Raw genomic sequence first — 26,993 nt, forward strand, 5'->3', positions numbered from 1 at the left:
GAAATATCAACAGACCCTAATCATCGGCCGAATCAATGATGACTCGAGTACCTTTCATCCCACCCCCTGGTAACTCAACAAACTCCTCATTCAACCAGCGAGCATCTTCGGTAAACATTCTTATACAGCCATGACTTGCTCGATAGCCAGGCACTGTTTCACTTCCATGCAGAGCATATCCACGGAAAAAATGCATACAGAAAGGCATTTCGGCACCGCCATTATTGCCATCTGCACGTCTAGGAAAGGCAGTAGAAATACAGTCAATATCTTGTTTACGAATGATGCGGTACGCACCAGAAGGTGTTGAGCAACCACCTATTACGCCTGGGCACTTGCCTTCACCTGATGAAATCGGTCCCCACCACAATAATTCACCATCCTCATCATAAGCGCCCCAGGCTAATTTTTTTTGACTGATGTAGATGGTTTTTTCCCCTTCAGGTTCTATATAACGAGGGAAGGGGGAAACATCATAGATAGTTAGTCGATCAATGTTTCTAGGAATTGCTATAATCATACCTGGTCGTAGAGCAATGTTCATCCGATTAACACGGCGCACAATATCTTTCTCTTCGTCATTCGGAAACAGGCTATTCCAGCTTTGACCATTTTTTATTTTAATACAGAAGTAATCAGGTTCCTTACACAATGTTTCTCCATATCGCGTTTGAGACCAGGCTGTTGAAACTAGTATGGCTACTAATATTATTGTCTTTGTAATTAGCCGTTTCATGGTGAGCCCAATTTATTTTAACTGGTATCTAATTTAACGGCATAAAGAGAAAAAACTTTACAAATTGTTTGTTAAATTATTATTAATTTTGTCAGGAATAGTATTTTTGATATAAATTTATGCATTTTCTAGTTTAATAGCTTGCCACGCTTCATGGATGTCTGTGAGTAGCGTATTGGCCTGAATAAGTAATTCAATATCATTATCCAGGTTGGCTTTTAGTAGAATACGTTGAATATATTCATAAAGTTTGTCCAGATTTTCGGCAATTTCGCCACCATTTTCATGATCAAGACTTACGCGCAGACCCTCGATTATGCTTATCGTTTTGCCAATATGCTCACCTTTCTTGCTGATTTGCTTGCGTTGTATGTTACCTTGAGCTGTGGCTATGTGTGAACGTGCGCCTTGTAATAATAAGTGAATCAATTCGTGGGGGGTTGCAGTCTCCACACGGGTTTGTAATTCAATTGATTTGTATTGTTCAAGGGCTTGTTGATGAGGATTTTTCATTGTATTTACCCCCTATTCGCAGTCAATTGTGGTAAGTTGGCTAACTGTTGGGTCAGAAAATCACTGGTGCTTTGCATTTTAACTAATAAGGCATCCAGTGCTGTGAACTGTTTTGTATAACGATTAGAAAGAGTAGATGCTTTTGTAGTGAGTTGAGCGCGTTGCGAATCAATGTCACCCAAGCGCCCATTTAATTGTTCGGTTTTAGTGGAGAGATCTCCCGTATCGCCGAGATAATTAGTTAATAAGTTATTTAATTTTACGGCAAGGCCGTCTGTTATTTCGATTTGTCCTCTAGCACCAGTACTACCTGCTAAAACTTCAACAGAAAGTCCTTGAAAACTGCTAGTGCCTTTTAACGTTAATCCATCGCTTGAAGTAGCGTTCACACCACCAATTGTTCCGGATAATGATGTTCCGGGAACAAAACTATTGATTACTAAATTATAAAGTCCCGTTTTAACTCCATTTCCCACGGATTTGATACGTATATTCGTGTCAGTAGCTGTTGCTGTTTTAGCAAAGAGGGCCGCAATGGCATCGTAATTATTTGCGACAGCGGTATTGAATTTATCGCTATCCATTTCCAATAGTCCCTGCTTGTTGGTTTTTATACCAATGTCGGCCAGTGTAAGTACAGTACTACCGCTTTTTGCTACAGGTTCTCCTAAGATTTTACTCAAATTTAATTTTAAAGTACGTACTCCCGAATCGGCTTGTAAGGTGCCCCCTTTTTTTGTTTCAGCATTATAGGAAGTGAGTGAGTTGATGGTGGTCATTGTATCATTGTATTGTTTGATAAATTCATTAACTGCATTGGTTAATTGAGAGTCATTATTTGCGATTGTTAAATCCACCAAAGTACCAGGTTGAGCCTTTTTAAGATCAATGGTTACTCCCTCAATAGCATTTTTAAGTTGGTTAGAACTTTGAGTTAGTAAAAGGCCGTTAATGCTAACTTGGCTGTCTTTGGCAACTGTCGTTTGAGTCAGTGAATTATTGCCAATTGTTGGATCAAAAGCTAAGGCTGATAAACCTGTCGAGTTATTATTAGTCCCGTCATTATCAATTACTGAAATACGCATTGCCAGTGATTGGCCCGTTTCTGGGCTACTTAACGTTAATCGATAGCCTGAGCTATCTTTTACAATGTTGGCTTGTACACCCGAGCCACTATTATTTATAGCATCTCTTATGGCGGATAAACTATCTTGTCCAGGTGCAATATTAATAGTTACTGACTGTTTATCAGGATTTGCAGTAAAGACTGTATTGCTATTGCTGTATGTTCCAAAGTCAATGGTAATGCTGCCATTGCCGACTGTAGACGATGAGTTTATATAGGACGATGAAGCAAGGTTTTGTTTAGTTGCAATGGTCTGTACTACAATTTGGTACTGACCAGCAGAAGCATCATTATTAACGCTGGCAGAGACAATACTTGTGTCACTCACTGAACTTTTCAAGGCATAAAACTGATTTATATTGGACAGTTTTATCATAGACGTCTGCAGATTGGATAAAGCGCTTTTAATTTGTCCTAAAGCAGATAACTGGGTTGTAATGCTGGCTTCCTGCTTATCAAGCCTGTTCTTTGTTGGAGTAATATCTGCTTGTACAAGTGCATCAACTATCCCTTTAACGTCAAGTCCAGAGCCTACTCCTGATGATGTTAAACCAGCCACGATAAACTCCTTTTTGTCAAAGTTCTAGTTATCAATTTTAAAAATCCAGTTGCAAGCAAAATAAATACCAATTTTGAAGAATGAACTTCAAACTTCTTTATCAACAGTACCTCTAACCATATTGTCAATCATTGATAATAGTTTTAAATATTCATCAGGAGGCATTTTACGAATAACCTCATTTGATAGTTTATCAGTGACAATTGTTTGTAATAATCCTGTCGCTTTATCAAGTGCTGAAGTGGTTTCAATAGCGGCGGTAGAAAAGTCTAGTGATGAGATATCTTGACTGAACTCTGATTTATTATTTTGCTCTTTATTTACCGACCCTAATGAGGGAGCACTTACTTTATTTAGTGAGTCTATATTCATAACAACCTCCTATGCCCATTTAGTCAACTAAATCGAAGGCATATCAAACATTCCCCCATGCAAAGACTCTGCATGGGGGATTCATTTCCCTTAGCGGCCAAGTAATTGCAACACGGATTGAGGCAAGCTATTGGCTTGTGCCAACATCGCTGTACCAGCTTGTTGCAATATTTGTCCCTTAGTCAGGTTTGCTGTTTCTGCGGCAAAGTCAGCATCTTGAATCCGGCTTCTTGCAGCAGTGAGACTTTCTGTTACGTTTTGCAAGTTAGCAATGGTTGATTCGAAACGGTTTTGCAGGGCACCCATTGCGGCTCGGTTAGAACTAACAGAAGTAAGTGCTGAATCCAAACGGCGGATAGCTAATTGTGCGCCGGATACAGTACTGACATCAATGGTATCAATACCATTAGAATCTCTGGCAATCGAAGCAGCCAGACCGACTGTTGCTACTGTACCGCCAATCGTCAATGTTTCTGCGGCACTGATTGTCAGTGTACCCCGTAAGGTAGCAGCGAAGGCACCAGCAGTAACGGTCAAACCATCCGTACCTGCAGTAAAACCAGTACCACTCTCTGTCACAGAAATATTACGGCCATCAGCTGCAGTCAGGGTCATATTACCACCATTAAGGCTGGCAGTGACTCCTGTTTGACCGCTTACAGAGTTAATTGCGTCTCTAAGTGCGGTATTGCTAAGTGCAGTAGAAACGTCTTCGTTGGTGAAGATTGCAATACCGTTAATGCTCAGGTTATAGGTATCAGCTGCGGTACCACCAATCGGACCAATCGCTTGAGTTCCAGATGTTACGGCACTGACACTCAGACCTGCAATACCAGCGTCATTAATTGCTGCTGCTTTCGCATAAGCAGAGGTGGCATCTTGTTGCGCATTGCCTGTGAATCCAGCACTAGAGCTGATGGTTGTTGCTGCACCAGAACCTACTGCAATAGTAATATCTGTTGCTGCAGCACCAGATACCTGAGTACCAGTTTGTTGTGCTATTCCTCCCATAGAGGATGCTTTAATACTACCAATAGCGAAGTTAATTGTTTGGTTAGCATTCGCACCCACCTGGAAACTGGCACTCGAGAATGAACCATCAAGAATACGTTGGCCGTTAAACTCAGTGTTTAATGCAATTCTGTCTAACTCGCTTTGCAATTGTACAATTTCTTCCTGGATGGCTTGACGGTCACCGGAGTTATTGGTTGAGTTTGCGGATTGTAGGGAAAGTTCACGCATACGTTGCAGAATATTAGTGGTTTCCTGCATTGCACCTTCTGCAGTTTGTGATAGAGAAATACCATCATTAGCGTTACGAATAGCCTGTGTCATACCGCGTACTTGAGCGGTCATACGCTCTGTAATGGCAAGACCGGCAGCATCATCCTTTGCGCTGTTGATGCGTAAACCAGAAGAAAGGCGCTGAATGGCAGTTTGCATCGTTTTTTGTGAGCTATTTAAGTTACGTTGCGCATTAAGCGACATTACGTTGGTATTAATAACTTGAGCCATGACTAAGTCTCCTCGACCTGAATCCCTGGAGTGGGATTTCCCGTTTATACCGATAAATTTCTTATTTTTTAAATTTATCGAACCCAATTACCTTATCGGAAAAGGAGAAATAAACTTTAGCTTTCGATAGGATTTTTTATTAAAAAGAACCTATTAAAAGTTAAATAATTTCCATTATAAGACATATTGTTTAATTATTATTAATTTTGAAATTAAATGGTCAATTAAGTTCAAAAAATATCCCGATTAATAAGGGGGGATTCTTGATAACAATTAGTCGTGCAAGTGATAATTTCAGGTTATAATAGCCAGATTAAGATTAATGGATTCCAATATGAGTTGGTTGAAAAAATTATTGCCTTCAAAAATTAGAACTGAAACGTCGCAAAAAAGAGTTCCTGAGGGGCTTTGGGTAAAGTGTTTAGGTTGCAGTTCTGTTCTTTATCGTACTGAATTACTAAAAAATTTATCTGTATGTCCTAATTGCAATCATCATCATCGCTTGTCCGCCAGGGAGCGTTTGGCGCAATTTCTGGATGAAGCGGGTCAAGAAGAAGTTGCCGAAGATCTAGAGCCAATAGATCGTTTGAAATTTAAAGATTCAAAAAAATACAAAGACAGAATTAGTCAGGCACAAAAAGCAACGGGAGAAAAAGAAGCTTTGATTGTCATGAAGGGTGCCTTGATGCGGCAACCTGTTATTGTCAGTGCTTTTGAATTTAATTTTATGGGTGGCTCTATGGGGGCAACCGTTGGTGAAAAATTTGTTAGAGCTGTTAATGCAGCAACGGCTGAAAAAAGAGCTTATATTTGTTTCACTGCAAGTGGTGGTGCCCGGATGCAGGAGGGATTATTTTCATTAATGCAAATGGCTAAAACCTCAGCAGCCCTGGCTAGATTTTCAGAAACCAGATTGCCTTTTATTGTTGTATTGACTGATCCTACCATGGGTGGTGTTTCTGCTAGTTTTGCCAGTCTTGGCGATATTATTATCGCTGAACCAAACGCATTGATTGGTTTCGCTGGACCACGTGTTATTGAACAAACGGTTAGGCAAACCTTGCCTGAAGGATTCCAACGTAGTGAGTTTTTGCTTGAGCATGGCCATATTGATATGATTGTTGAACGAAAGGCCTTAAGGAACACTGTTGCTGAGCTTGTAGCAAAGCTATCTCGTCGTGATTTAAGCAACAGCCTTGATGAAGCCGTATAGCCATTTTAATGTTGCTGAGTGGTTAGCCTATCTTGAAAATCGCCATCACCAAGAGATTCAACTAGGCTTATCCAGAGTCAAGCAAGTAGCTGAGCATTTGGATTTGCTCAATCCAAATGCAAAAATCATTACAGTTACCGGAACAAATGGGAAAGGATCAACGGTAGCTTCAATTGAAGCGATCTATTTGGCAGCTGGTTATCAAGTTGCCAGTTATTCCTCGCCGCATCTATTGGCATTCAATGAACGAATCAAAGTTAATAGACAGCCAATCAGTGCACAACAACTGTGTGAAGCATTTTGTGTTATTGAAGAAGTCAGTAATACGATTAATATCCATCTAACCTATTTTGAGGTTGCGACCTTAGCTGCTTTATGGCATTTCAAACGGCATTGCCTTGACTTGATTATTCTGGAGGTAGGCCTGGGTGGTCGTTTGGATGCTACAAACATTATCGATACTGATTTAGCTATTATTACAACGATTGATTTTGATCATCAAACCTTTTTAGGCACTACGAAAGAGGCTATTGGTTTCGAAAAGGCTGGTATCCTAAGAGCAAATAAGCCATTGATCTTTGCCGATAATAATCCACCGGCGAGTGTTTTAAAACAAGCGTATGCGCTTAATACACCACTATATTTATATGGTCGGGACTATAATTATCGGCATCACGCAGATGGACTGCAGTTTGTTAGTTCAGAGCAGGTGATTGATCTGCCTCAACCACAATTGCATTGTAATGCTATTGCCGCCGCAATAATGGCTTCAATTTGTCTGCACACGCTGTTACCCATTCAGCGTTCTCATTTAATACAAGGCATTGAAAGCGCTTTTTTAATGGGAAGGGGGCAGCTTGTAAGGGGAAGGGTAGAAACCCTATTTGATGTAGCTCATAACCCGCAAGCAGTGAGTAATCTAGCAAAAGTTATTAAAAAATTGTCAGCGGATAGAACTGTGCATGCAGTTTTTTCAGCGTTAAAAGATAAAGATATTGTTGGATTGATTGCCCCTTTAGTCGAGAGAGTTGATCATTGGTATCCAGCCTTGTTAACAGTCAAGAGAGCTGCTTCAAAAGAGCACTTAACCCAAGCATTTACAAATTGTGGTATTATACCTGCCTGTTATCGCGATCCTCTGTCAGCCTATCAGGTTGCTTGCAATCAGGCAGGTGCAGATGATTTAATCGTAGTTTATGGTTCGTTTATCACTGTGGGAAATGTGCTATCCGCAGTATATTCCCCTAAAACTGAGGAGATAGAATGAAACTGGTATTAGATGAACGAGTTAAACATCGCATTATAGGCCTTGCTGTTATCTTATCGATAGGAGCTATTTTTGCTCCGGCAATTGTAAAAAAATCTAATCAGCGCTTTGATGGAAATGTTAACGTATCGGTCCAGTTACCGCCCAAGCCTCTGCCACCAAAAGTTGCTATGCCTGATGAGAAAGCGATGTTTGGAACCGTTAAAGTTGCTCATGTTGAATTACCTGCACTGCCAGATGAAAAAACGATAGTGAAAATTGCTAAAGCTGAGCCACTAAGCCCAATGAATGATGTTAGGATGCCTGTGGTAGCCAAAGCAAATGTTGATACGCCAAGTCTGCCAAGGGCAAAAACGACCGCGGTTTCTAAACCAACTGTCGACAAAATGGCAGCGAAAAAAGTTGTAAAAAATATTCCGCAGCCTAAGGCTAAAGTGGTTGCAAAAAATAATAAAAAAGTGGCACCTGTTAAAGTAAAAACTTTGGTAAAAGGACGTTATGCTGTACAGCTGGCGACTTTTTCAAAACAGCGTAATGCTGATTCTCTCGTATCCAAATTACGTGGCAAAGGGTATAAGGCTACTTATAATAAAATTACTACAAATGATGGTACTGTATACAAAGTAATCGTGGGACATACTGATAGGAAAGAACAAGCTCGGGTTTTACAAAAGCAGCTAGCTAGTGTAATGCAGATCAATGGTTTTATTGTTGAGACAGGGGTTAGTTAGTCATGCCATGGGACTGGGTAGATTTAGTGATTATAGGGATTATCGCTTTATCGGTTGTCACCGGTTTAATTCGGGGTTTTGTTAAAGAATTAATTGCTATGGGTGTCTGGATTCTAGCAATTTGGCTGGCATTTAATTATTCACAAAACCTCGATCCCTGGCTGCAAAAATTCATTCAAGATAAAACAGCAAGGAAGATAACCGCATTTATTATGATTTTATTCGGTACCTTAATTGCTGGAGGCATAGTAAATGCTTTGCTTGGTTTTATTTTGAAAAGCACGGGATTAAGCGGGACAGATCGAATATTAGGTATGGGCTTTGGGTTTGTCCGTGGGGTATTTATTGTTGCACTTGTTATGGTTGTAATAAAAATGACCTCTTTGCCGTACGCAGAGTATGCTGGTAATTCAAAATTATATGCTAAATTTGATCCGGTCGTTAATTGGCTATCTGGTTTAATGCCAAGTTTGATAGACCGAGTTAAAGGACTGGAGACACCGGATGCCCCAGAAAATCTTATGCAGATGACCGGCGATTTTGAGCTATCTGAAGCCTGAATAAAAAATTTTTCCTCAGCTAAAGCCATATTAGCTTTGTTTAATCCGATATGGACTCTTTACGAATAGGTCTGCGAAAGGCTACAAGTCCCTGGGTACGGAACCAATCCTTATCTTCTTCAAAAAAATAGGGTTTCAGTTCCGGAATATCCTGAATATTTTCATAGTCAATTGTTACAAAATAACGTTTGCCAGTAATATAAAATTCTTTTGTATTTCGTGAAGGATTCACCAGAATATGTCCAGTAGGGACATATTGAAGTAATTGTTCAATAAAGCCCACTATCTCTTTTTCTTTTTCTATTCCATTGCGAACACCTAAAAGATACGGGACAAAGGCGGTATCAAAAACAGGTTTTTCTTTGCTCCTAATTTTATCAATTGTTCCTGCATTGAATTGTATATTTTTATCTAACTCAAAGTTATCTTCAATTTTAAGTTCAATGGCATGACGAACTAAATACACCATGTAGTGGATATAGGCTCGTCGCAACAGGTTAGGGTTAATGGCCCAGAATAAAATATTTCTGTATTTCCCAGAAGGTAACGTCATTAAAGGCGGATACCAACAGGTCAGTGCTGTAAATAATTCCTCTATTGAAGGATAAGGTTCACCTTTGCCAGTATGCTCTTTGTAATGATAATATTTTTTAAATGCCTTCATCCAGGCAATAGTAACCGGATCCTTATCGTAGACAGTAATTGATTTTGCTCCAGCTTGAGCAAATAAAAAACTACTAGTGCCGTAACCAGGGATGACCAAAACATTTTTGCCCTCTATATCAGCTCTAATGTTATATCGTCCTTTGTTGTTTTCAAATAAAGTAGATGACAGATACCTTTCCGCTCCCATAGGATATATCTGAACCTCTTTATTATCTGAAAGCCTTGTTATGCGCCTCTCTAATATCCAATTTTTTTCTTGTTTACTTAAGATAGTTTCATGGACAGCCATAGGGAACTCCTTTAGAAGTAATCATAAATATAATTGATTTTCTTTTATGTAATGTGCTACTTCTTCAGGCAAATAAGTGCTTAGATCTTTCCCTTCGCTAAGTAGCTTGCGTATCTGGCTGGAAGAAATATTAAAGCTGCCTGCATCATAAAAATAGATAAGACCATGAGGGCTCTTCATCAGGGTTTTACTATCAAATGTTTCGTGCTGCTCGAGTAGTTTTTTAATTTCCTCTGGCATAACCACTTTATCTGATCCACAACGCTTTATAACCAACAAATTAGCTAGTGTAAGTAGCTGTTGCCAATTGTGCCACTGGGGTAATTGGTTAAAACTGTCGGTACCAAGTAACAGGGTGATGGGGAGTTTTCCCCCCAATTCAAGGCGAAAATTTTGCAAGGTATGAACCATGTATGAAGGTGAATCGCGATTAATTTCACTTAAATTAATTTCAAAATTTTGATCCAGATTTTTTAAAGCAAGTTCTAACATATCAATACGTTGTTTTGCTGTTGCTGCAGCCTCCTTTTTTAATACGGGAATTTTGCAAGGTAGGAAAATAAACTGCTCAAAATTAAAATGATTTTGAACATTAATGGCAGTTTTTATATGACCATTATGAATTGGATCAAAAGTGCCACCATAGATAATTAAATTATGCACAACAACCTACCTGTTTTCCTAAACAAAGTGAGAGAGTAATCAGTTCAAGAGCATGCCAAATTTGGCCGCTTTGATTTGATTTGATGCGCTCATCAGTAAGTTTACAAAATTGCAGTAGGGATTGTAAGTTATCTAAACTAGCCTGTCTTAATGCGGTTTGGTAGAGCCTGCTACGTTGTGACCATATTTTTAATTGGTTGCAAGCTGTATTAAAAGGAACTGATTGATCGACTAATTCAATTAGTTGAATTAGTTGACGAATTTCTTGGGTTAACAACCAAAGAATTAAGGTAGGCTCAGTCTTGGTATTGTAAGCATGACGAAGAATTTGGAGGGCCCTCTCTGCTGAGCAAGATAAACAGGCGTCTGCCAAATCAAAGAGCTGATAATCACATTGATCAACTAATTGTTCTCTAACTATTTCTGAGGTTAGTACACAATTTTGCTCTGCTATTAACTGAAGCTTGGTAATAACTTGAGCACAGGCAAGCATATTACCTTGAGTGTATTGGTGAATTAAGCTGGGAATTTGCTGGTCGAATGTTAATCCGTTCGCCTGCAAACGCTGTTTAATCCAATGTTGCATTTCCGAATTATCAAAGGAAAAAACCTGGACAATATGTGCATTATCATGAGATGTGAGCCATTGTAACTGTTTAAGTGGTAAATTAGGTGCACGTATGAGTATTAAACAGCGAGGGTTCATATTTTGTATATAGTTGCTTAAAAATTCCTTCCCTGCAGGATCTAGCGTTTTCTTTTCATAACGCACATCAATTAAAACTTTATGGGCAAATAAGGAGTAACTGTTGGCTTCTTCATCCAGTTGTTTCCAATCTGTCGGATTATTAATTGGTAGAGTAGTTTCTTCATAATCGTCTTTATTTTGAGGGCACCATGCCTGCTTGATTGAGTCGGCAGTACTGTTAAGAAGGAAACAATCCTGACCAATGACAAGATACAGTCCTGATATTTTTTTTGCTAAATGTGAGGTTAATGCTTGTTGTTTAATGAGCATATTGATGTCTTGGATTCGTTATTTTGAGTATCTAAGTGCTTTATAGCTATTTTCTACTCAGTCTATTGATTATTTGCATGGCAGCATCACGCCGCATTTCACTGTACAGTAGTGTTTCTTCTGAATCCGAGCCTAGTATTCTGTCATTATTTACCGTTAACTGTCTAGTTGATATGACATGATTGGAAGGAATAACCGTGTTACCTTGCTTACTAAGGAGGCTAAATTGCACATCATAAAACAGTTGATATTGTCTGGGTGCGGTGCTGGCACTGACATTGGTAATTTGTTGCTGGCTGCTATCCTTTTCGATTATTAATAAATAGTCAGCCTGTGTGATATTAGGGCTTACTTTGATATTATAAGCTTGTAACTGATCTTTTAGCAGCGGCCCTAAATCTCGATGAGCATTTTGGATAACAATAGCAACGTTATTAAGCCATGGCGGCATGTCAACCATGCCACGCAAATGAAAGCCACATGCAGTCAACAAGAAAAAAAATACCCAACCGAAAAGACATTTTTTTAACATTAGCTGACAACCAAATTAATCAATTGGCGATGAGTAACAACTACTGCTTTTTTAATTGTTTTTCCTTCCAGAAAAGCTTTTGTATGCTGCTTGGCTAAGTCAATCAGCGCATCTTCTGTAATATCATTATCGGCTGTAAATTGGGCTCTTAGTTTGCCGTTGATCTGTACCACATAATCTATCTCATCACTTTTTAAAGCACTCTTGTCAACCTTAGGCCAAGGAGCATCAATAATTGCTTTTTCAAAACCGAGTTGCTGCCATATATGATGGCAAATATGTGGGGTGATAGGGGCTAAAAGACGAAGAAGAATACTCATTCCGGAATGGAGGAAGTATTTATCTTCTTCATTTTGTAGTTCATAACCAGAGAGTTCATTAAAAAGTTTCATGCACCCAGAAACAACGGTATTGAATTGGTGCCGCTCATAATCGTTGTTTGCTTGAGCCAAAATCTGGTGTACAACCAAACGAGATTTTTTTAAGCGATTTTGAGCATGTTGCCAATCGACATGACCATTGCCCCCCATGATGGCATCATTTATATCGATAAACAGCTGTTGGTGCTGGCAGGCGAAAGACCAGATTCGTTTCAGGAAACGATGCGCTCCTTCAACTGCTGTATCAGACCACTCTAATGATTGTTCCGGTGGGGCTGCAAACATTACAAACAAACGTGCTGTATCAGCACCATAAGTGTCTATCAGGTGATTCGGGTCTACGACATTACCTAACGATTTAGACATTTTATGGCCATCTTTGAGAACCATACCCTGGGTGAGTAGAGCCTTAAAAGGTTCATCAGAATTCACTAAGCCTTCATCACGCATTAATTTGTGGAAAAAACGCGCATACAGCAAATGCATTACGGCATGCTCGATACCACCAATGTATTGATCGACTGGTGTCCAATATTTTGCTCTATCATCAAGCATGGCATTGTCTTGTCCTTTACAGGCGAAACGGGCGTAATACCAGGAGGACTCAACAAAAGTATCAAAAGTATCTGTTTCTCGCGTTGCATCTTGCCCGCATTTAGGGCATTGGGTCTGAACAAATTCGTTACACTGGGCTAATGGTGAACCGTTACCAGTAAATTGAATATTGTCTGGTAAAGTGACAGGTAAGTCATCTTCAGGAACAGGAACAATACCGCATTCTTCGCAAAAAATCATTGGAATTGGTGTGCCCCAGTAACGTTGACGGGATACTCCCCAATCACGGAGCCTATAATTAATTGTTGTTTTACCTGCATCATGGGTTTCAAGATAATTGGCAATCTCTTTTTGGGCTTCACTAGAGGATAAGCCATCAAATTGGCCTGAGTTTACTAACTGTCCTTCCTGTGTAAAAGCGGATTTTTTGTAATCATGTGAGCCATCGATAGGCTTGATGACCTCTTTCATGGGCAGTTTATATTTTTTAGCAAACTCCCAATCTCTCTGATCATGAGCAGGCACAGCCATCACAGCACCAGACCCATATTGCATGAGTACAAAATTAGCAACCCAAACAGGTACTTCAAGACCTGTGATGGGATGAATGGCAGTCATTCCTGTATCAATACCTCGTTTTTCCATCGTGGCAATATCCGCTTCTGCCATACGAATACCTTGGCAACTATCGAGGAAGGTTTGCACCTCTGGATGTTTGTTCGCTGCTTCTTTGGCAAGTGGATGGTCAGGAGCTACCGCCAGATAAGTTACTCCTAATAGAGTATCCGGACGTGTCGTATAAATTTTTAAGCGCTTGGCAAAACCAGGTACTTTGAAACTGATTTCGCAGCCTTCAGAACGCCCAATCCAATTTCGTTGCATTTGCTTAACTTGAGCTGGCCATTCATCCAGGGTATTAAGATCGTTAAGCAATTCGTCAGCATAGGCGGTAATTTTAATAAACCATTGTGAAATTTCACGGCGTTCGACCAAGGCTCCTGAGCGCCAGCCCCGACCATCAACAACTTGCTCATTGGCAAGGACGGTTTGGTCGACAGGATCCCAGTTCACAACGGCATTTTTCTTATAAACCAGTCCTTTCTCATATAGCTTGATAAAGAACCATTGTTCCCAACGGTAATAGTCAGCATCACAGGTGGCTATTTCACGCTTCCAATCATAAGCATTACCTAAACGCAGGAATTGCTCTTTCATTGAAGCTATATTTTTTTTCGTCCATTCAGCAGGATGGATACCATGTTTAATTGCTGCATTTTCTGCGGGTAAACCAAAAGCATCCCAGCCGATAGGTTGTAATACATTTTTGCCTAAAGCGCGCTGATAACGAGCAATAACATCACCCAGAGTATAATTACGGACATGTCCCATATGCAGGGTACCACTGGGGTAAGGAAACATGGATAAGCAGTAAAATTTTTCTTTATTTAGGTCTTCGGAAACATTAAAGGATTGTTTTTTAAGCCAATACTGCTGGGCTTGTTCTTCAATTTCTTGGGGTTTATAGCTGTTATCCATAGTTAATTAGTTATATTTCAGTCAGGTCGGTAAGGATAGCGCCTCTTGTCCTTAGCAGCAATAGGTTAATGATTTACTTTATAGTGGCGCATACGATAAACCATATAAATAAACACTATCAAAACGGCAAATAGCAGACTTGGCAGATCACCAAAATAAACCCAGGGAGTCATGCCAGTCATAGGGAATAAGGTCGTTTTTAGTATCCCTGCACTAAAGGCTGGGAGAGACGCAGTAATTTCTCCGCGAGTATTAACGACAGAGGATAAACCATCATTATTGGCAATGATTTGGTAGCGGGCTGTCTGGAGAGAGCGCACCTGTGCCATTTGCTGCTGCTGATACATGGCTAAAGAATGCCCAAACCAACCATCGTCACTAATCGATACAATCCACTCCGCTCGTGGAAGTTGATGACGTAATAAATCACCATAAGCTAATTCATAACAAATTAAAGTTGCCATGGCATGACGACCTATTTTAATTAGGGTTTGGTCAGTACCCCCTGGTTTTAAGTTAGCATCAGGGATCGCTAACCAGTTACTAATCTGTTGGAAAGGTTTGGGTATATATTCACCAAAAGGTACAAGGTGTTGTTTCAGGTAAAATCCTTTCGCATTTCCCAAACTGATTAAAGCGTTGAAATAGTAGTTTTCATCAATTGTGGTGGGTTTGGGAATCCCCAGCATTACCGCGCTTCCTGCCTGTTTTGCTTTAACATGGATGTCAGTCAGGAAATCGCCAATATAACTCGGCGGTAGAGGAATGGCCGATTCCGGCATAACAATTAACTGAGTACCTAATAATTTTTCGGTGTCTTGCTGGTAGCGCTGCAATAATTGCCAAAATAAATTTTCATCCCATTTGTCGCGCATAGATAAATTAGCCTGTATTACTCCGACCGACATGGAAGTAGAATCTTTTTGTGCCCAATTTTTATATTTCAACAAAGAAGGGCTTAACAACAAACCAACAAAAGCGATTAAACACAACGAACGCCGTAAGCCATTTAGTTGTGTGCTGGTAGCCAGTATTGTGGCCGCAAAGCAGGTTAAAAAACCAACCCCATAGACGCCAATTACGGGTAGTAAATATTTACTGGGAGCATCAAATTGGCCAAAACCCAATAGTAGCCATGGAAAGCCACTTAAGAATGTTGAGCGCAGGTATTCTGTTAATGTCCACAATGCACTAAATAATAGACAGGACAAGAAAGTTAAACGAGGAATCGCCAGTTTTTTAAAAATCAGTGCCATGAGGGCAGGGAATAAAGAGAGATAAATTAAAAAGCATAAAGTAATCAGGGCCGCAAGCACGCTATTAAGGTGTCCATACTCATGGATACTAACAAACACCCAGGAAATCCCTAAGCCAAAATAGCCTAAACCAAGAAAAAGACCATCCCAAAAAGCCTGCTGATTTTGCTCTTTGCCTAACTGAGCATAAAAAAATGCGAGACTTAAAATGGCTGCCCCTGGCAGGTGGAATGGGGCAAAGCTCAAAGGAAGCAATAATCCAAACAAGAAGGCACGTAGAAGATGGCTATAACTTATAGCTCTTGTCGAAATAAACGCCAGTTTTTGTACTGAAGTTGTTCGAGTCATACCTTTTACGTGTTTAAATGAAAGCGACGATAAAATACTAATTGCTAAAGGTCAAGATTTTTACAAATAAATCATTTGGATTGGGAGTATTCAAGAACCATTTTTTTAGTGTACGATGACGACTCGTTTTACAAAGGAGAAGGATTAGTATGTACAACGTTATGATTACTGGCGCTGGGAAAATTGGAAGTTTAATTGCCTGCTTATTAGCCGATAGTGGTGACTATCAAGTTCATTTGGCTGATGTGGAGTTTTCTGGAACGGATGTCACTCGTTTATTGCAAGCGATGCCGGAAATCAAAACAATTGCGCTTGATGTCAAAGATCAGGAGTCTACACAGGCTTATTTGCAAAAAAATAATATCATTGCGGTGATTTCAAGCCTTCCCTATTTTTTAAATACTCATGTCGCTAAAGCTGCTAAAGCCGCTAAAGCTCATTATTTCGATCTTACTGAAGATACCTCTGTTACTGAAGCAGTCAAAGCGATCGCTGCAAATGCTTCTACTGCTTTTGTACCTCAATGCGGACTTGCGCCTGGTTTTATCAGCATTGCAGCAAATAGCCTGATGAAAGAGTTCGATCATTGCCATCATGCTAAATTGCGTGTCGGCGCATTGCCGCAGCGTGCTAGCAATGCTTTACATTATTCTTTAACCTGGTCAACGGATGGTGTTATTAACGAATATGGCAATCCTTGCTATGGGATTGAAGGTGGCAAACCTGTTGTCTTAAAACCTCTGGAAGGTCTAGAGTCCATACAAATTGATGGCTCTGAATATGAAGCATTTAATACTTCAGGTGGATTAGGCAGTCTGGCCGAGCTTTATGAAGGAAAAATCCAGACGTTAAATTACAAAACCATGCGGTATCCTGGGCATTGTGAAAAAATGCGTTTGTTAATGAACGATCTGAAATTAAACGAAGATCGCGATACTTTAAAGCGAATTCTGGAACGAGCTATTCCTAAGACTTATCAGGATATCGTGATGGTTTATGTGACTGTGGAGGGTCTTAGACAAGGTGAGTTAAGCGAAAAAAGTTACATTAAAAAAGTATATCCAGCAACTATTCGCGGTTTGGAGTGGTCGGCTATTCAAGTTAGCACTGCATCCGGTGTTTGTGCCGTGGTGGATTTGGTGTTAGGACAAGCCAATGAATACCGGGGTCTGATTTTACAGGAAAATTTCCGTCTGGATGATGTCTTGGCCAACCGCTTTGGTCAGCATTACGCTTAGGAGAATGACATGGATTTATTAAAACATTTGAATATCAGCGATATTAACCCTGGTGCTTTCAGTGGCCAGGGTTGGCAAAGCCAGATTGGCACTAGTCGCTTACCCTCTTTTAATCCAGCAACTGGTGAAAAACTTGCTGAAATAGCAACCTGTTCAATGCGTGATTATGAGCAGGTGATAGAGCGAGGTCAAATCGCAGCTAAGGAATGGCAGATGATACCTGCTCCGAAACGTGGAGAAATAATTCGGCAAATTGGACAAGCGTTACGTGACCATAAAAATCTATTAGGCAGTTTAGTATCACTTGAAATGGGCAAGTCTAAGCAGGAAGGCGATGGTGAAGTACAGGAGATGATTGATATTGCTGATTTCGCTGTCGGTCAATCACGTATGCTTTATGGTAATACCATGCATTCCGAGCGTCCTAATCATCGTATGTATGAGCAATGGCATCCCTATGGTATTGTCGGCGTCATCTCAGCCTTTAACTTTCCAGTCGCAGTCTGGTCATGGAATGCTTTTATTGCAGCAATCTGTGGCAATGTAACGTTGTGGAAACCTTCAGCTAAGACACCACTTTGTGCTATTGCAGTACATCATATTTGTAATCAAGTATTACAAAGAAATAATTGCCCAGAAATTTTTAGTTTAATTATTCCTGAGTCGCATGATATTGCTGATGCGATGGTAAATGATACGCGGATACCACTAATTTCTTTTACTGGCTCAACAGCTGTAGGTAGGCAGGTTGCGGCCAAAGTGGCGAAACGCTTAGGGAAAACAATTCTGGAGCTGGGTGGAAATAATGCGATCATTCTCGATGAGTCAGCTGATTTAAATCTTGCTATCCCAGGTATTGTCTTTGGTGCGGTTGGTACAGCAGGTCAACGATGTACTTCCACTAGACGCCTATTTGTTCATGAATCAATGTATCGCGATGTTGTCAAGCGACTGCAACATGCTTATGAGCAAATTACTATTGGTGATCCTTTAGACAGCAAAAATTTGATGGGGCCTCTGATTGATGAACAGGCTGTGAACCAATTTCGTAAAGCGATTACACGTATACTTGCTGCAGGCGGACAAATTGCATTTGGTGGTGAGGCGATCAATAAAGCAGGTTATTTTGTGCAACCCACTTTGGTGACTGACGTCAAAAACGAATGGGATATTGTACAAGAAGAAACATTTGCCCCTATTCTTTATGTGATGCCTTATCGCAGCCTGGAGGAGGCAATCGCTTTACAAAATGGTGTACCACAAGGCTTATCTTCGGCGTTGTTCACCCAGAATCTTAAGAATGCCGAGCGTTATTTAAGTGCTATGGGTAGTGATTGCGGCATAGCCAACATTAACATTGGCACATCCGGGGCTGAAATTGGTGGTGCTTTCGGCGGTGAAAAAGAGACTGGCGGTGGTCGCGAGTCAGGTTCTGATTCCTGGAAAGCTTATATGCGTCGGCAAACGAATACGATTAATTGGGGAGATGCACTACCTTTAGCCCAAGGGATTCGTTTCAATCTGTCTTAGAACAGCTACCGAAATGATTTTGTAACGAGTAGTCGTTGTAATCTATGGTATTGATGATTGTTATATGAAGGCAGTTATCGATACGAATAAGCAAATAGGTCTGTTGGCATAGGGTAGTAAATGGGGAGCGAAGCACAGGAAATCGATGCTTCCCGGCGAAGATAGTAAAATGCCAACAGACCCTAATCAACACCGAACCTAATGTTTTCACTTACAAAAAGGACATGAATCATGCAGGAACCATTTTTCATTAAAAAAGTCGCGGTTCTCGGTGCCGGTGTCATGGGGGCACAAATTGCGGCACATTGCGCGAATGCAGGGATTGAAACCTTATTATTTGATTTAGCGGGTAAAGACGGAGCGACTAATGCTTTAGTTGATAAGGCGATTGCTAATCTAGGCAAATTAAAACCCGCCCCCTTGGCTACACCGCAGACAGGCCTGGTCTTACAGGCAAAAAATTACGAGCAAAATTTGGCTGATTTGTCAGGTTGTGACCTAATTATTGAAGCAATAGGTGAACGTCTAGATTGGAAAGAAGATTTATACCGTCGTATTACTCCGTATTTGAGTAAAACAGCTATTTTAGTCAGTAACACTTCAGGCTTGAGTATTAATGCTCTTGCCAAGGTGCTACCCGAAGTACAGCGCAACCGGTTTTGTGGTGTACATTTTTTTAATCCACCGCGCTATATGCATCTAGCTGAATTAATACCAGCAACTACAACCACAGCGCAATTACTGGATAATTTGGAAACGTGGCTAACCAGTCGCCTGGGTAAGGGAGTTGTACGTGCTAAAGATACACCGAATTTTATTGCTAACCGAATAGGGGTGTTTTCACTATTAGCTACTTTACATCATGCACAAGTAATGAAACTTGGTTTAGATGAAGTAGATGCGTTAACTGGCTCATTATTAGGCCGACCGAAATCAGCTACCTTTAGAACCATGGATGTTGTAGGGTTAGATACCATGCAGCATGTTGTGCACACGATGGAGCAACAGCTTAAAGAAGATCCTTGGCATACTGCATTTAAATTACCGGAATGGTTGACTGCTTTGATTAAAGCAGGCCGTTTAGGTCAGAAATCAGGGGAGGGTATTTACCGTAAAAATGGGAAGGTTATTGAAGTTTATGATCTTGAATCAGGAAATTATCGTCCAGCCCAAGGCGAAGTCAGTAATGAGTTAAAAGATATTATGAAGATTGCTGATCCTAGAGCGCGCATGCAGCAATTGACTACCTCTACTAATAAGCAAGCTAAATTTTTGACCGCTTGCTATCGCGATCTATTCCATTACTGTGCTTATCATTTAGCTGAGATAGCGGACAATGTACGCGATGTTGATTTGGCCATTCGTTGGGGCTTTGGTTGGCAATATGGTCCTTTTGAAACCTGGCAGATGGCTGGCATTAATGAAATGAAAGCCTGCATAGAAAAAGCTAGTGCTGAAAAAATGACTTTAAGCCAGGCCAAATTACCTGCCTGGCTAACTAATATTAAAGATTTTTATAGTGAGGAGGGTGCTTATTCTGCCGAGAAGAATAAGTATATTCCACGAAGCCAGCTAGCGGTTTATCAGCGTCAGTTTTTCCCGGATAAAGTGTTAAAAGAAACTTCTCATCGTATAACGACCTTATACGAGAATGAAGGTGTCCATTTGTGGCATCTAAAGGAAGATGTTGCAGTTGTTAGTTTTAAGAGTAAAGCGAATACCGTAGGGCAAGTGGTGCTTGATGGTTTGCAAGAAGCAATAGACAAGGCAGAAAAAGAATGCCAAGGTTTAATTATTTATCAGGCTGATGCCTCAAATTTTAGTTCTGGCGCTGATTTACGAGGTGTTGCTGCGTTGATCCAGGCGAATAAGATGGATGCTCTGGATTCAATGATTGGCCAATTTCAACAAATTGCACTGCGCTTAAAGTATTGTGCAATTCCAACCATTGCAGCACTTCGAGGACGTGCTCTAGGTGGTGGTTGTGAATTGATGATGCATTGCGATGCAGTCATTGCTGCTTTTGAGGCTTATCCTGGCTTGGTAGAGGCAGGGGTTGGCCTTATTCCTGCTGGCGGTGGGTGTAAAGAAATGGCGATGAGAGCTGCTGCTAAAGCGCAAGAAGCGGATTTAATGCCTTTCTTGCAACCGTATTTTCAACAAATTGCGACCGCAGTTGTTGCTGGCAGTGCGCCTGAGGCCAAGCAGCTCGGCTACCTGCGTGAGAAAGATAGTTGGGTGATGCACCACAATGAAGTGCTTTTTGCTGCACTTGCACAAATTCAAGCCATGCAAGCTGCTAATTACCAGCCACCGCTGAAAAAGCAGTTTAAAATTGCCGGACGAGAGGGACATGCACGTTTGCAGGCTGGGTTGGTCAACTGGCTGGAAGGGGGGGTTATTTCTCAACACGACTATTTTCTTGCCAATCAACTGGCTCATGTACTTTGTGGTGGGGATATTAATGAGGGCGAATTAGTTGATGAAGCCTGGTTACTACATTTGGAAAAACAAGCCTTCATGACTTTGGCAGCAACACCATTATCTCAGGCTCGTATTTCCCACCTGTTAGAAACTGGCAAGCCATTGCGCAATTAAGGAGACTTGATAATGACAAATGTATATGTAGTTGATGTATTGCGTACTCCTGTTGGTAAAGCACCACGAGGTGTGTTTCGTCATACTTTACCGGATGAACTTCTTGCACACACAATAAGAACGTTGAAAAGTCGTAATCAACCTGTCGATTGGCAAGCTATTGGTGATGTAGTAATTGGTTGTGCGATGCCAGAAGCTGAGCAGGGTATGAATGTTGCGCGAATTGCCTCTTTGTTAGCTGACATGCCCCAATCAGTACCAGCAATGACTATTAATCGCTTCTGTTCTTCTGGTGTGCAAAGTATTGCAACTGCGGCGGCATCAATCAACCAGGGAGACATGCCACTTGCACTAGCCGGTGGAGTCGAAAGTATGTCCATGGTACCTTTGGGAGGTAACAAATACACTGCAAATCCAGCAATTTTTAACAACGAACATGTTGCTATTGCTTATGGCATGGGCATTACGGCAGAAAATGTTGCCAAACGCTGGGAAGTTACCCGCGAGCAGCAGGATGAATTTGCTGCGGAAAGCCATCGGCGCGCAGTTGCGGCGCAACAACGAGGTGATTTTCGTGCAGAAATAAGTCCAGTGGAAATCACAGTACGCCATGCTGATCTGGCATCTTCCGAGGTTATAAGCAAAAAGCGTATGGTGACTGACGATGAAGGGCCTCGCGCCGATACATCGTATGATGCAATAGCACGTCTACGTCCAGTTTTCGCAGCTAAAGGAACTGTGACAGCCGGTAATAGTTCGCAAACCAGTGACGGGGCGGCTATTGCTTTGTTAGCGAGTGAAGATGCATTAAAGCGGTATGATTTACAGCCTATGGGACGTTTATTAGCCTATGCTGTTGCTGGAGTTCCTCCTGAAATTATGGGTATAGGCCCTATTAATGCAATACCCTTGGCATTGAAAAAGGCTGGTATTACTTTACAGCAACTAGACTGGATAGAGCTTAATGAAGCCTTTGCTGCACAAGCTTTAGCCGTTATTAAAACACTGGATTTGCCTCTTGATAAGGTAAATCCCTTAGGTGGAGCCATTGCGTTGGGGCATCCATTAGGAGCTACAGGAACAATCCGGACTGCTACCTTATTACATGGTTTACGACGTACGAAAGGACGTTATGGTATGGTTACTATGTGTATAGGAACAGGGATGGGCGCGGCGGCAATATTTGAAGCAATTTAGCGCCAATTACCATTTCTACTATCTGGAGTCGAAAAGCATTGATTCCCTTCATTTACTTGCATGAAATTGTGTTGTTATGTTCGTAAATCAATGCTTTTCGACTCAAACCAGAGAAATGTCAATAGATCTTGGGCTCTGATACTTTGCATCATTGCCTATAATTATTGATAATTTAGTAAGTAAATAAGCCAGGTTCATCATGGATGCTATGCTCTTAGAACAAATTCATCATCAATTAAACCCAAGTACACTGGAAGAACCACGGCCAAAATCGAATGAGGTGTTAATTAAAGTACATGCCTGTGGTATTTGCCGAACTGATTTACATGTTGTAGATGGCGAATTAACAATGCCCAAACTTCCTCTTGTTCCTGGTCATCAAATTGTTGGAACAATTAAAAAGCTAGGTAAGAAGGTTAAAAACTTTGTTATTGGTCAGCGAGTTGGTGTGCCATGGTTGGGGGGTAGTTGTGGTCTTTGTCATTTTTGCCTAACTGGTCGCGAAAATTTATGTGACGAGGCAAAATTTACTGGCTATCAAATTGACGGTGGTTTCGCCAGCTATTGTGTAGCTGATTCGCGTTTCTGTTTTCCTATTCCAGAGGAGTATCCTGATCATCAAGCGGCACCTTTGTTTTGCGCAGGGTTAATTGGTTATCGCGCTTTATTAAAAACAGGAAATGCACAACATCTTGGTATCTATGGATTTGGTGCTGCAGCACATATTCTTATTCAAGTAGCACGTTATCAACAAAGGAAAGTTTATGCTTTCACTAGCCCTGGTGATCTAGCTGCTCAGGATTTCGCTTATCAGTTAGGTGCTGTCTGGGCTGGTAGTTCAGAGAAATCACCGCCACGTCTTCTTGAGGCAGCAATTATCTTTGCTCCTGTTGGTGAATTGGTTCCAATCGCCCTTCGCGCCACAGAAAAAGGAGGGACGGTGGTCTGTGCAGGTATCCATATGAGTGACATACCAAGTTTCCCTTACTCCGATCTTTGGGGAGAGCGAACTCTATGTTCTGTGGCTAATTTAACCAGAAAAGACGGTGAAGAGTTTTTAGCATTAGCTCCGAAAATACCTATTAAAACGGAGGTCCATACTTATCCATTGCATGCCGTAAATCAAGCCTTGGATGATTTGCGCTACGGGCGATTTACGGGTACGGCAGTTATTGTCATGTAGCTAGTAAACCGCGAATATGAGCTGCAGCACAGGCTCCCAATCCATCTAAAGCATAACCTCCTTCTAAGACTGATACCATTCGTCCCTGGCAATACTCCTCAGCAATAGCTTTTATTTTTTGCGTGATCCATAGATAATCATTGGGTGTAAGGCTGAGATCCGCCATATCATCACCAATATAAGCATCAAAACCAGCCGAGAAGAAAATGAGCGAAGGTGCGAAAGATTTAATTTGCTCCAACCAATGTTCAGTGACCTGGGCGCGAAATTGCTCGCCTGTTGTTCCTGCAGCTAAGGGGATATTAAGAATATGCTGATTTCTTGTTTCGGCGCCACTAAAGGGATAAAAAGGATGCTCGAAAGAAGAACAATACAAAACTCTTGGTTCTGCCTGAAAAATATCTTCAGTACCATTGCCATGGTGAACATCAAAATCAACAATGGCAATGCGTTGTAATTTGTAGAAATCCAGTGCATAGGCGGCGGCAACAGCAACATTATTAAAGAAACAAAAGCCCATGGCTTTATTACGTTCTGCGTGATGTCCAGGAGGACGGACATTGCAAAAAGCTGCTTTAGTATTGCCCTTCATGACTAAATCAACGCCGTATACGGCTGCTCCTGCTGCGTGAAGAGCTGCTTTTAGAGAGTGAGGATTCATCCACACATCTGGATCTAAGGGGATTAGGCCGGTTTGTGGTGAAGTATTAAAAATAAATTCAATATAATCAGGATCATGAACAAGTTGCAGTTGTTCTTTGGTCACAAGGGGAGCCTGACAATAGTTTAGATGCTCACTTAAACCACAACGAATTAACTCATCTTCAATAACTTGTAGCCGGGCTGGTTGTTCAGGATGCATTGCTCCCATATTATGTAACAAACAATCTGGATGAGAAATAAAAGCTATCGACATTGGACATCCTTGAAACTCTTATTATGTAAGAATAAAAAATCATACATAAATTGCGATTTTTTATAAAAATAATTTATTTTTTCTCTAATTTATTTTTACTATAACGGTACTCTGCCAATTAAAATGAGTATCAATAGAATAACTAAAATAAGACCTATAATTCCTGATGGTCCATATCCCCAGTTACTGCTATATCCCCATCTTGGCAAACCACCAATCAGTAATAAAATTAGTAAAACTAGTAGTAAAGTAGTAAGCATGATACTCCTCCATGAATATACAATTTTATTATAGCATTTTGTTTCAATTTATAATCAATAATATTTAGTGGTTTATCTCTAATCCATATTAATTTTCAATTAAAAACGTTGAGTTTTGCTCTATAATTTACAAGTGATAAAGTTATTTTAAATTGGATTTTAGGAAAAAATCATGGACGCAATATCTTTTTTAGTTAGTGAACATAACAAAGTCAGAAAAACATTAAATGAAATAGCCAATATAAATTTTAGTGATGATAAACGACAACCGATGTTTGAGAGTTTATGCAATGAACTTATCCGACATGAAGCAATGGAACATAAAGTTTGGTATCCCTGCTTTAAAGATAATGCAAAATTAGATTCCACAGTGAAGCATTTGCTGAGAGAAGAGAAAAGTGCTGAAAGAGCTATTAAAGAATTTAATGATATTAAAACCCAACAAGAATGGGAGGAAAAGTTTGCCCGCTTTAAAAATAACGTGATTCACCACGCAGAGGAAGAAGAAAATAAATTATTTCCACAAGTAAAAAGTTTACTTGATCATAATGAATTGGAATTAATTGGTGAAAGAATGAGTCGGTTTAAAAATAAATACGATGCTTAATTTGCCAAAAAGAGACTATCCTACAAAGGATAGTCTCCAATATTTTAGTCTTGGACTTCACAGGTAATTTTAGTGCAATCACGGCAATTTTGAGCTGCAGCAGCAAAGGCATTGCTAGCAGAGGATTGCGTATTTGCCAGTTTTTCATCCGCAGCTTTTTCAGAGGCTACATCACTGCTGCTAGCATTTGTAGTACAGATCCATTTTGAATTCATATCTGTAACACTTGCTGCATAAACACTACTTCCTAAGATTAAGCCAGTGAATATTAAAATGAGTTTTTTCATGATTTTCATCCTTGTAATAATTAAATAAAGTTCCATCTAACATGTTTTTTTATAAATTAAAATTTTTGTTCTGTTACTCATTCTCCTGTAAATTCTTAGTAAGAATTCTTAAATTATAGTCTATTAGAAAATAGAAAAATTCATACAATTATTAAATTTCTCACTTGTAATAATTATTTTTAATTTCCTTTTCTATTTAAGGCCAATCTGTAATTGTTTACTAAAAGAGTAAAGCATTCAGAACAATGAAAGAAGGCTATTAAAATATTATCAATTTATAGAAATTGTTGAATTAATTAAATTAGTGAGCAAATTATTTGCTTTGTTGTCTTAATATTCCTACGCTTTTAATAAGGGAATTGTTCAGGAGTAAGCATGCGAATACTGGTTCTCGCTGCTTGTCTTTATATTAATTCAGTTTTTGCCGATGTGATTGTCGGTTTTTCTGCCTATGAAAATGGTGACTATACAACCGCTTATCCTCACTTGGTACAAGCAGCCGATGAAGGAAATGATGAGGCCATGTATTTATTAGGCCGTATGTATCAATACGGCTATGGTGTGAATCATGATGATGTAAAAGCTGGAGAGTGGTATCAAAAAGCAGCGGCAAAAAATAATGCCTTAGCAGAGTTAAGTTTAGGCTTTCTATATGATAATGGTCGTGGGGTAAAACAGGATTATAAACAAGCATTCGCCTGGTATATGAAAGCGGCTGAGCATGGTAATGCGATTGCTCAAAGAAATATTGGTTTGATGTATGCTGTAGGAGATGGGGTTGAAACGAGTGAAGTTAAGGCTTTTGAATGGTTTAAAAAATCAGCAGAACAAGGTTATGCAAAAGCGCAGGTTAACCTGGGGTATCAATACATGATGGGTTATGGTACTGAAAAAGATGTAGAGAAGGCTTTATATTGGTATGAAAAAGCGGCAGAGCAAGGTGATGCGAAGGGACAATATAGTCTTGGTCTTTTGTATACAGGCAAATATGGTATAGCCCAGGATCAACGTGCAGCGACTTACTGGTTTTCCAGCGCCGCCAATCAAGGACACAGAAATGCCCAAGCCTATTTGGCCTATCAATATCTAAATGGATTGGGTGTAGAAGCAGATGCCCAAAAAGCGGTTTATTGGTATGAAGCCTCTGCTGAACAGGGGAATTCACAAGCTCAAGCGGAACTGGGGCAACTATTGCTGACTGGCGTTGGTGTTAATAAAGATTATGAACAAGCAGCTTATTGGTTTGGTAAAGCGTATTCGTTCGGGCAAATACACCTACCTGAGAAATTTAAATTTTCTAAACTAAGCTTTCTCAAACGAGGAGCTGGAAATGAAATCAAAA

General features: G+C 40.3%; 25 protein-coding genes. 11 read left to right on the top strand and 14 right to left on the bottom strand.

All coding sequences use genetic code 11. The features are described 5' to 3' along the window. Positions 1–16 precede the first annotated feature (16 nt). The 5 genes from Lfee_RS15790 to Lfee_RS15810 form a co-directional block, all read right to left on the bottom strand. Positions 17–736: a L,D-transpeptidase gene (locus Lfee_RS15790; protein ID WP_058447930.1), complete on the bottom strand. Its 720-nt coding sequence runs from the start codon at positions 734–736 to the stop codon at positions 17–19. A 117-nt stretch (positions 737–853) separates the two neighbouring features. Beyond that, the gene (fliS, locus tag Lfee_RS15795; RefSeq protein WP_058447931.1) at positions 854–1,249 is read right to left on the bottom strand and encodes a flagellar export chaperone FliS; all 396 of its coding nucleotides are present in this window, start codon (positions 1,247–1,249) and stop codon (positions 854–856) included. Between the two features lie 5 nt (positions 1,250–1,254). Further along, positions 1,255–2,934: a flagellar filament capping protein FliD gene (fliD, locus tag Lfee_RS15800; protein ID WP_058447932.1), complete on the bottom strand. Its 1,680-nt coding sequence runs from the start codon at positions 2,932–2,934 to the stop codon at positions 1,255–1,257. Positions 2,935–3,021: 87 nt separating this feature from the next. Beyond that, on the bottom strand, positions 3,022–3,306 hold the full coding sequence (locus Lfee_RS15805; protein ID WP_058447933.1) for a flagellar protein FlaG: 285 nt from the start codon (positions 3,304–3,306) through the stop codon (positions 3,022–3,024). A gap of 90 nt (positions 3,307–3,396) precedes the next feature. Then, complete coding sequence (locus Lfee_RS15810) at positions 3,397–4,821, bottom strand: flagellin N-terminal helical domain-containing protein (protein WP_058447934.1); 1,425 nt, start codon at positions 4,819–4,821, stop codon at positions 3,397–3,399. Positions 4,822–5,155: 334 nt separating this feature from the next. Between Lfee_RS15810 and accD the strand changes: the two genes are divergently transcribed. Genes accD through Lfee_RS15830 form a run of 4 tightly spaced genes read left to right on the top strand, consistent with a single transcriptional unit; the run spans position 5,156 to position 8,592 of the window. Then, on the top strand, positions 5,156–6,034 hold the full coding sequence (accD, locus tag Lfee_RS15815; RefSeq protein ID WP_058447935.1) for an acetyl-CoA carboxylase, carboxyltransferase subunit beta: 879 nt from the start codon (positions 5,156–5,158) through the stop codon (positions 6,032–6,034). Further along, positions 6,021–7,301, top strand: a complete 1,281-nt coding sequence (gene folC, locus Lfee_RS15820; RefSeq protein WP_058447936.1) for a bifunctional tetrahydrofolate synthase/dihydrofolate synthase — start codon at positions 6,021–6,023, stop codon at positions 7,299–7,301. Before accD ends, folC begins: the two co-directional genes overlap by 14 nt. Further along, positions 7,298–8,032, top strand: coding sequence for an SPOR domain-containing protein (locus Lfee_RS15825; RefSeq protein ID WP_058447937.1), 735 nt, complete (start codon positions 7,298–7,300; stop codon positions 8,030–8,032). The genes folC and Lfee_RS15825 overlap by 4 nt, the downstream gene beginning before the upstream one ends. Positions 8,033–8,034: 2 nt before the next feature. After that, on the top strand, positions 8,035–8,592 hold the full coding sequence (locus tag Lfee_RS15830; RefSeq protein ID WP_058447938.1) for a CvpA family protein: 558 nt from the start codon (positions 8,035–8,037) through the stop codon (positions 8,590–8,592). A 40-nt stretch (positions 8,593–8,632) separates the two neighbouring features. On the opposite strand, the gene Lfee_RS15835 is transcribed toward Lfee_RS15830, so the two are convergent. The 6 genes from Lfee_RS15835 to lnt form a co-directional block, all read right to left on the bottom strand. Further along, on the bottom strand, positions 8,633–9,547 hold the full coding sequence (locus tag Lfee_RS15835) for a hypothetical protein (protein WP_058447939.1): 915 nt from the start codon (positions 9,545–9,547) through the stop codon (positions 8,633–8,635). 21 nt (positions 9,548–9,568) lie between these two features. Then, the gene (gene nadD, locus Lfee_RS15840; RefSeq protein WP_058447940.1) at positions 9,569–10,210 is read right to left on the bottom strand and encodes a nicotinate-nucleotide adenylyltransferase; all 642 of its coding nucleotides are present in this window, start codon (positions 10,208–10,210) and stop codon (positions 9,569–9,571) included. Further along, a complete protein-coding gene (gene holA, locus Lfee_RS15845) occupies positions 10,203–11,228 on the bottom strand; it encodes a DNA polymerase III subunit delta (protein WP_058447941.1) in 1,026 nt (341 codons plus the stop codon). Before holA ends, nadD begins: the two co-directional genes overlap by 8 nt. Before the next feature lie 46 nt (positions 11,229–11,274). Continuing rightward, on the bottom strand, positions 11,275–11,760 hold the full coding sequence (locus Lfee_RS15850) for an LPS-assembly lipoprotein LptE (protein ID WP_058447942.1): 486 nt from the start codon (positions 11,758–11,760) through the stop codon (positions 11,275–11,277). Then, positions 11,760–14,231 carry a leucine--tRNA ligase gene (gene leuS / locus Lfee_RS15855; protein ID WP_058447943.1) on the bottom strand — a complete coding sequence of 824 codons (2,472 nt, stop codon included), beginning with the start codon at positions 14,229–14,231 and terminating at the stop codon, positions 11,760–11,762. The genes Lfee_RS15850 and leuS overlap by 1 nt, the downstream gene beginning before the upstream one ends. 65 nt (positions 14,232–14,296) lie before the next feature. After that, positions 14,297–15,835, bottom strand: a complete 1,539-nt coding sequence (gene lnt / locus Lfee_RS15860) for an apolipoprotein N-acyltransferase (RefSeq protein ID WP_058447944.1) — start codon at positions 15,833–15,835, stop codon at positions 14,297–14,299. Between the two features lie 149 nt (positions 15,836–15,984). Between lnt and Lfee_RS15865 the strand changes: the two genes are divergently transcribed. The 5 genes from Lfee_RS15865 (at position 15,985) to Lfee_RS15885 (ending at position 23,581) form a co-directional block, all read left to right on the top strand. After that, positions 15,985–17,073, top strand: coding sequence for a saccharopine dehydrogenase family protein (locus tag Lfee_RS15865; RefSeq protein WP_058447945.1), 1,089 nt, complete (start codon positions 15,985–15,987; stop codon positions 17,071–17,073). 9 nt (positions 17,074–17,082) lie between these two features. After that, positions 17,083–18,603, top strand: coding sequence for an L-piperidine-6-carboxylate dehydrogenase (gene amaB, locus Lfee_RS15870; protein WP_058447946.1), 1,521 nt, complete (start codon positions 17,083–17,085; stop codon positions 18,601–18,603). 231 nt (positions 18,604–18,834) lie between these two features. Further along, on the top strand, positions 18,835–21,201 hold the full coding sequence (locus tag Lfee_RS15875; protein ID WP_058447947.1) for a 3-hydroxyacyl-CoA dehydrogenase/enoyl-CoA hydratase family protein: 2,367 nt from the start codon (positions 18,835–18,837) through the stop codon (positions 21,199–21,201). A 12-nt stretch (positions 21,202–21,213) separates the two neighbouring features. Beyond that, positions 21,214–22,398 (top strand): acetyl-CoA C-acyltransferase, encoded by a 1,185-nt coding sequence (locus tag Lfee_RS15880; RefSeq protein ID WP_058447948.1) that lies wholly within the window; start codon positions 21,214–21,216, stop codon positions 22,396–22,398. A gap of 199 nt (positions 22,399–22,597) precedes the next feature. Then, complete coding sequence (locus Lfee_RS15885) at positions 22,598–23,581, top strand: zinc-dependent alcohol dehydrogenase family protein (protein WP_058447949.1); 984 nt, start codon at positions 22,598–22,600, stop codon at positions 23,579–23,581. Here the strand turns inward: Lfee_RS15885 and Lfee_RS15890 are convergent. Both Lfee_RS15890 and Lfee_RS16560 read right to left on the bottom strand, forming a co-directional pair. Beyond that, a complete protein-coding gene (locus Lfee_RS15890) occupies positions 23,574–24,497 on the bottom strand; it encodes a histone deacetylase family protein (RefSeq protein ID WP_058447950.1) in 924 nt (307 codons plus the stop codon). The two genes, Lfee_RS15885 and Lfee_RS15890, sit on opposite strands and share 8 nt — an antisense overlap. A gap of 98 nt (positions 24,498–24,595) precedes the next feature. Further along, positions 24,596–24,757, bottom strand: coding sequence for a DUF3309 family protein (locus Lfee_RS16560; RefSeq protein ID WP_064501583.1), 162 nt, complete (start codon positions 24,755–24,757; stop codon positions 24,596–24,598). Positions 24,758–24,929: 172 nt separating this feature from the next. Between Lfee_RS16560 and Lfee_RS15895 the strand changes: the two genes are divergently transcribed. After that, positions 24,930–25,364 carry a hemerythrin domain-containing protein gene (locus tag Lfee_RS15895; RefSeq protein ID WP_058447951.1) on the top strand — a complete coding sequence of 145 codons (435 nt, stop codon included), beginning with the start codon at positions 24,930–24,932 and terminating at the stop codon, positions 25,362–25,364. Positions 25,365–25,408: 44 nt separating this feature from the next. On the opposite strand, the gene Lfee_RS15900 is transcribed toward Lfee_RS15895, so the two are convergent. Then, on the bottom strand, positions 25,409–25,651 hold the full coding sequence (locus Lfee_RS15900; protein WP_058447952.1) for a hypothetical protein: 243 nt from the start codon (positions 25,649–25,651) through the stop codon (positions 25,409–25,411). Between the two features lie 375 nt (positions 25,652–26,026). Here Lfee_RS15900 and Lfee_RS15905 point away from each other — a divergent pair. Then, positions 26,027–26,993 (top strand): tetratricopeptide repeat protein (locus tag Lfee_RS15905; RefSeq protein ID WP_156413406.1); only part of this gene is annotated, 967 nt, incomplete at its 3' end.

Origin of the sequence: Legionella feeleii, assembly GCF_001467625.1 — a bacterium.
In the GTDB taxonomy this organism is placed as follows: Bacteria; Pseudomonadota; Gammaproteobacteria; order Legionellales; family Legionellaceae; genus Tatlockia; species Tatlockia feeleii.

Bases quoted from the DNA above. Each gene is read 5' to 3' on its own strand.
- Lfee_RS15790 (WP_058447930.1), bottom strand. From the start codon at position 736: ATGAAACGGCTAATTACAAAGACAATAATATTAGTAGCCATACTAGTT.
- fliS (WP_058447931.1), bottom strand. From the start codon at position 1,249: ATGAAAAATCCTCATCAACAAGCCCTTGAACAATACAAATCAATTGAA.
- Lfee_RS15805 (WP_058447933.1), bottom strand. From the start codon at position 3,306: ATGAATATAGACTCACTAAATAAAGTAAGTGCTCCCTCATTAGGGTCG.
- Lfee_RS15810 (WP_058447934.1), bottom strand. From the start codon at position 4,821: ATGGCTCAAGTTATTAATACCAACGTAATGTCGCTTAATGCGCAACGT.
- accD (WP_058447935.1), top strand. From the start codon at position 5,156: ATGAGTTGGTTGAAAAAATTATTGCCTTCAAAAATTAGAACTGAAACG.
- folC (WP_058447936.1), top strand. From the start codon at position 6,021: ATGAAGCCGTATAGCCATTTTAATGTTGCTGAGTGGTTAGCCTATCTT.
- Lfee_RS15825 (WP_058447937.1), top strand. From the start codon at position 7,298: ATGAAACTGGTATTAGATGAACGAGTTAAACATCGCATTATAGGCCTT.
- Lfee_RS15830 (WP_058447938.1), top strand. From the start codon at position 8,035: ATGCCATGGGACTGGGTAGATTTAGTGATTATAGGGATTATCGCTTTA.
- Lfee_RS15835 (WP_058447939.1), bottom strand. From the start codon at position 9,547: ATGGCTGTCCATGAAACTATCTTAAGTAAACAAGAAAAAAATTGGATA.
- holA (WP_058447941.1), bottom strand. From the start codon at position 11,228: ATGCTCATTAAACAACAAGCATTAACCTCACATTTAGCAAAAAAAATA.
- Lfee_RS15850 (WP_058447942.1), bottom strand. From the start codon at position 11,760: ATGTTAAAAAAATGTCTTTTCGGTTGGGTATTTTTTTTCTTGTTGACT.
- leuS (WP_058447943.1), bottom strand. From the start codon at position 14,231: ATGGATAACAGCTATAAACCCCAAGAAATTGAAGAACAAGCCCAGCAG.
- lnt (WP_058447944.1), bottom strand. From the start codon at position 15,835: ATGACTCGAACAACTTCAGTACAAAAACTGGCGTTTATTTCGACAAGA.
- Lfee_RS15865 (WP_058447945.1), top strand. From the start codon at position 15,985: ATGTACAACGTTATGATTACTGGCGCTGGGAAAATTGGAAGTTTAATT.
- amaB (WP_058447946.1), top strand. From the start codon at position 17,083: ATGGATTTATTAAAACATTTGAATATCAGCGATATTAACCCTGGTGCT.
- Lfee_RS15875 (WP_058447947.1), top strand. From the start codon at position 18,835: ATGCAGGAACCATTTTTCATTAAAAAAGTCGCGGTTCTCGGTGCCGGT.
- Lfee_RS15880 (WP_058447948.1), top strand. From the start codon at position 21,214: ATGACAAATGTATATGTAGTTGATGTATTGCGTACTCCTGTTGGTAAA.
- Lfee_RS15885 (WP_058447949.1), top strand. From the start codon at position 22,598: ATGGATGCTATGCTCTTAGAACAAATTCATCATCAATTAAACCCAAGT.
- Lfee_RS15890 (WP_058447950.1), bottom strand. From the start codon at position 24,497: ATGTCGATAGCTTTTATTTCTCATCCAGATTGTTTGTTACATAATATG.
- Lfee_RS16560 (WP_064501583.1), bottom strand. From the start codon at position 24,757: ATGCTTACTACTTTACTACTAGTTTTACTAATTTTATTACTGATTGGT.
- Lfee_RS15895 (WP_058447951.1), top strand. From the start codon at position 24,930: ATGGACGCAATATCTTTTTTAGTTAGTGAACATAACAAAGTCAGAAAA.
- Lfee_RS15900 (WP_058447952.1), bottom strand. From the start codon at position 25,651: ATGAAAAAACTCATTTTAATATTCACTGGCTTAATCTTAGGAAGTAGT.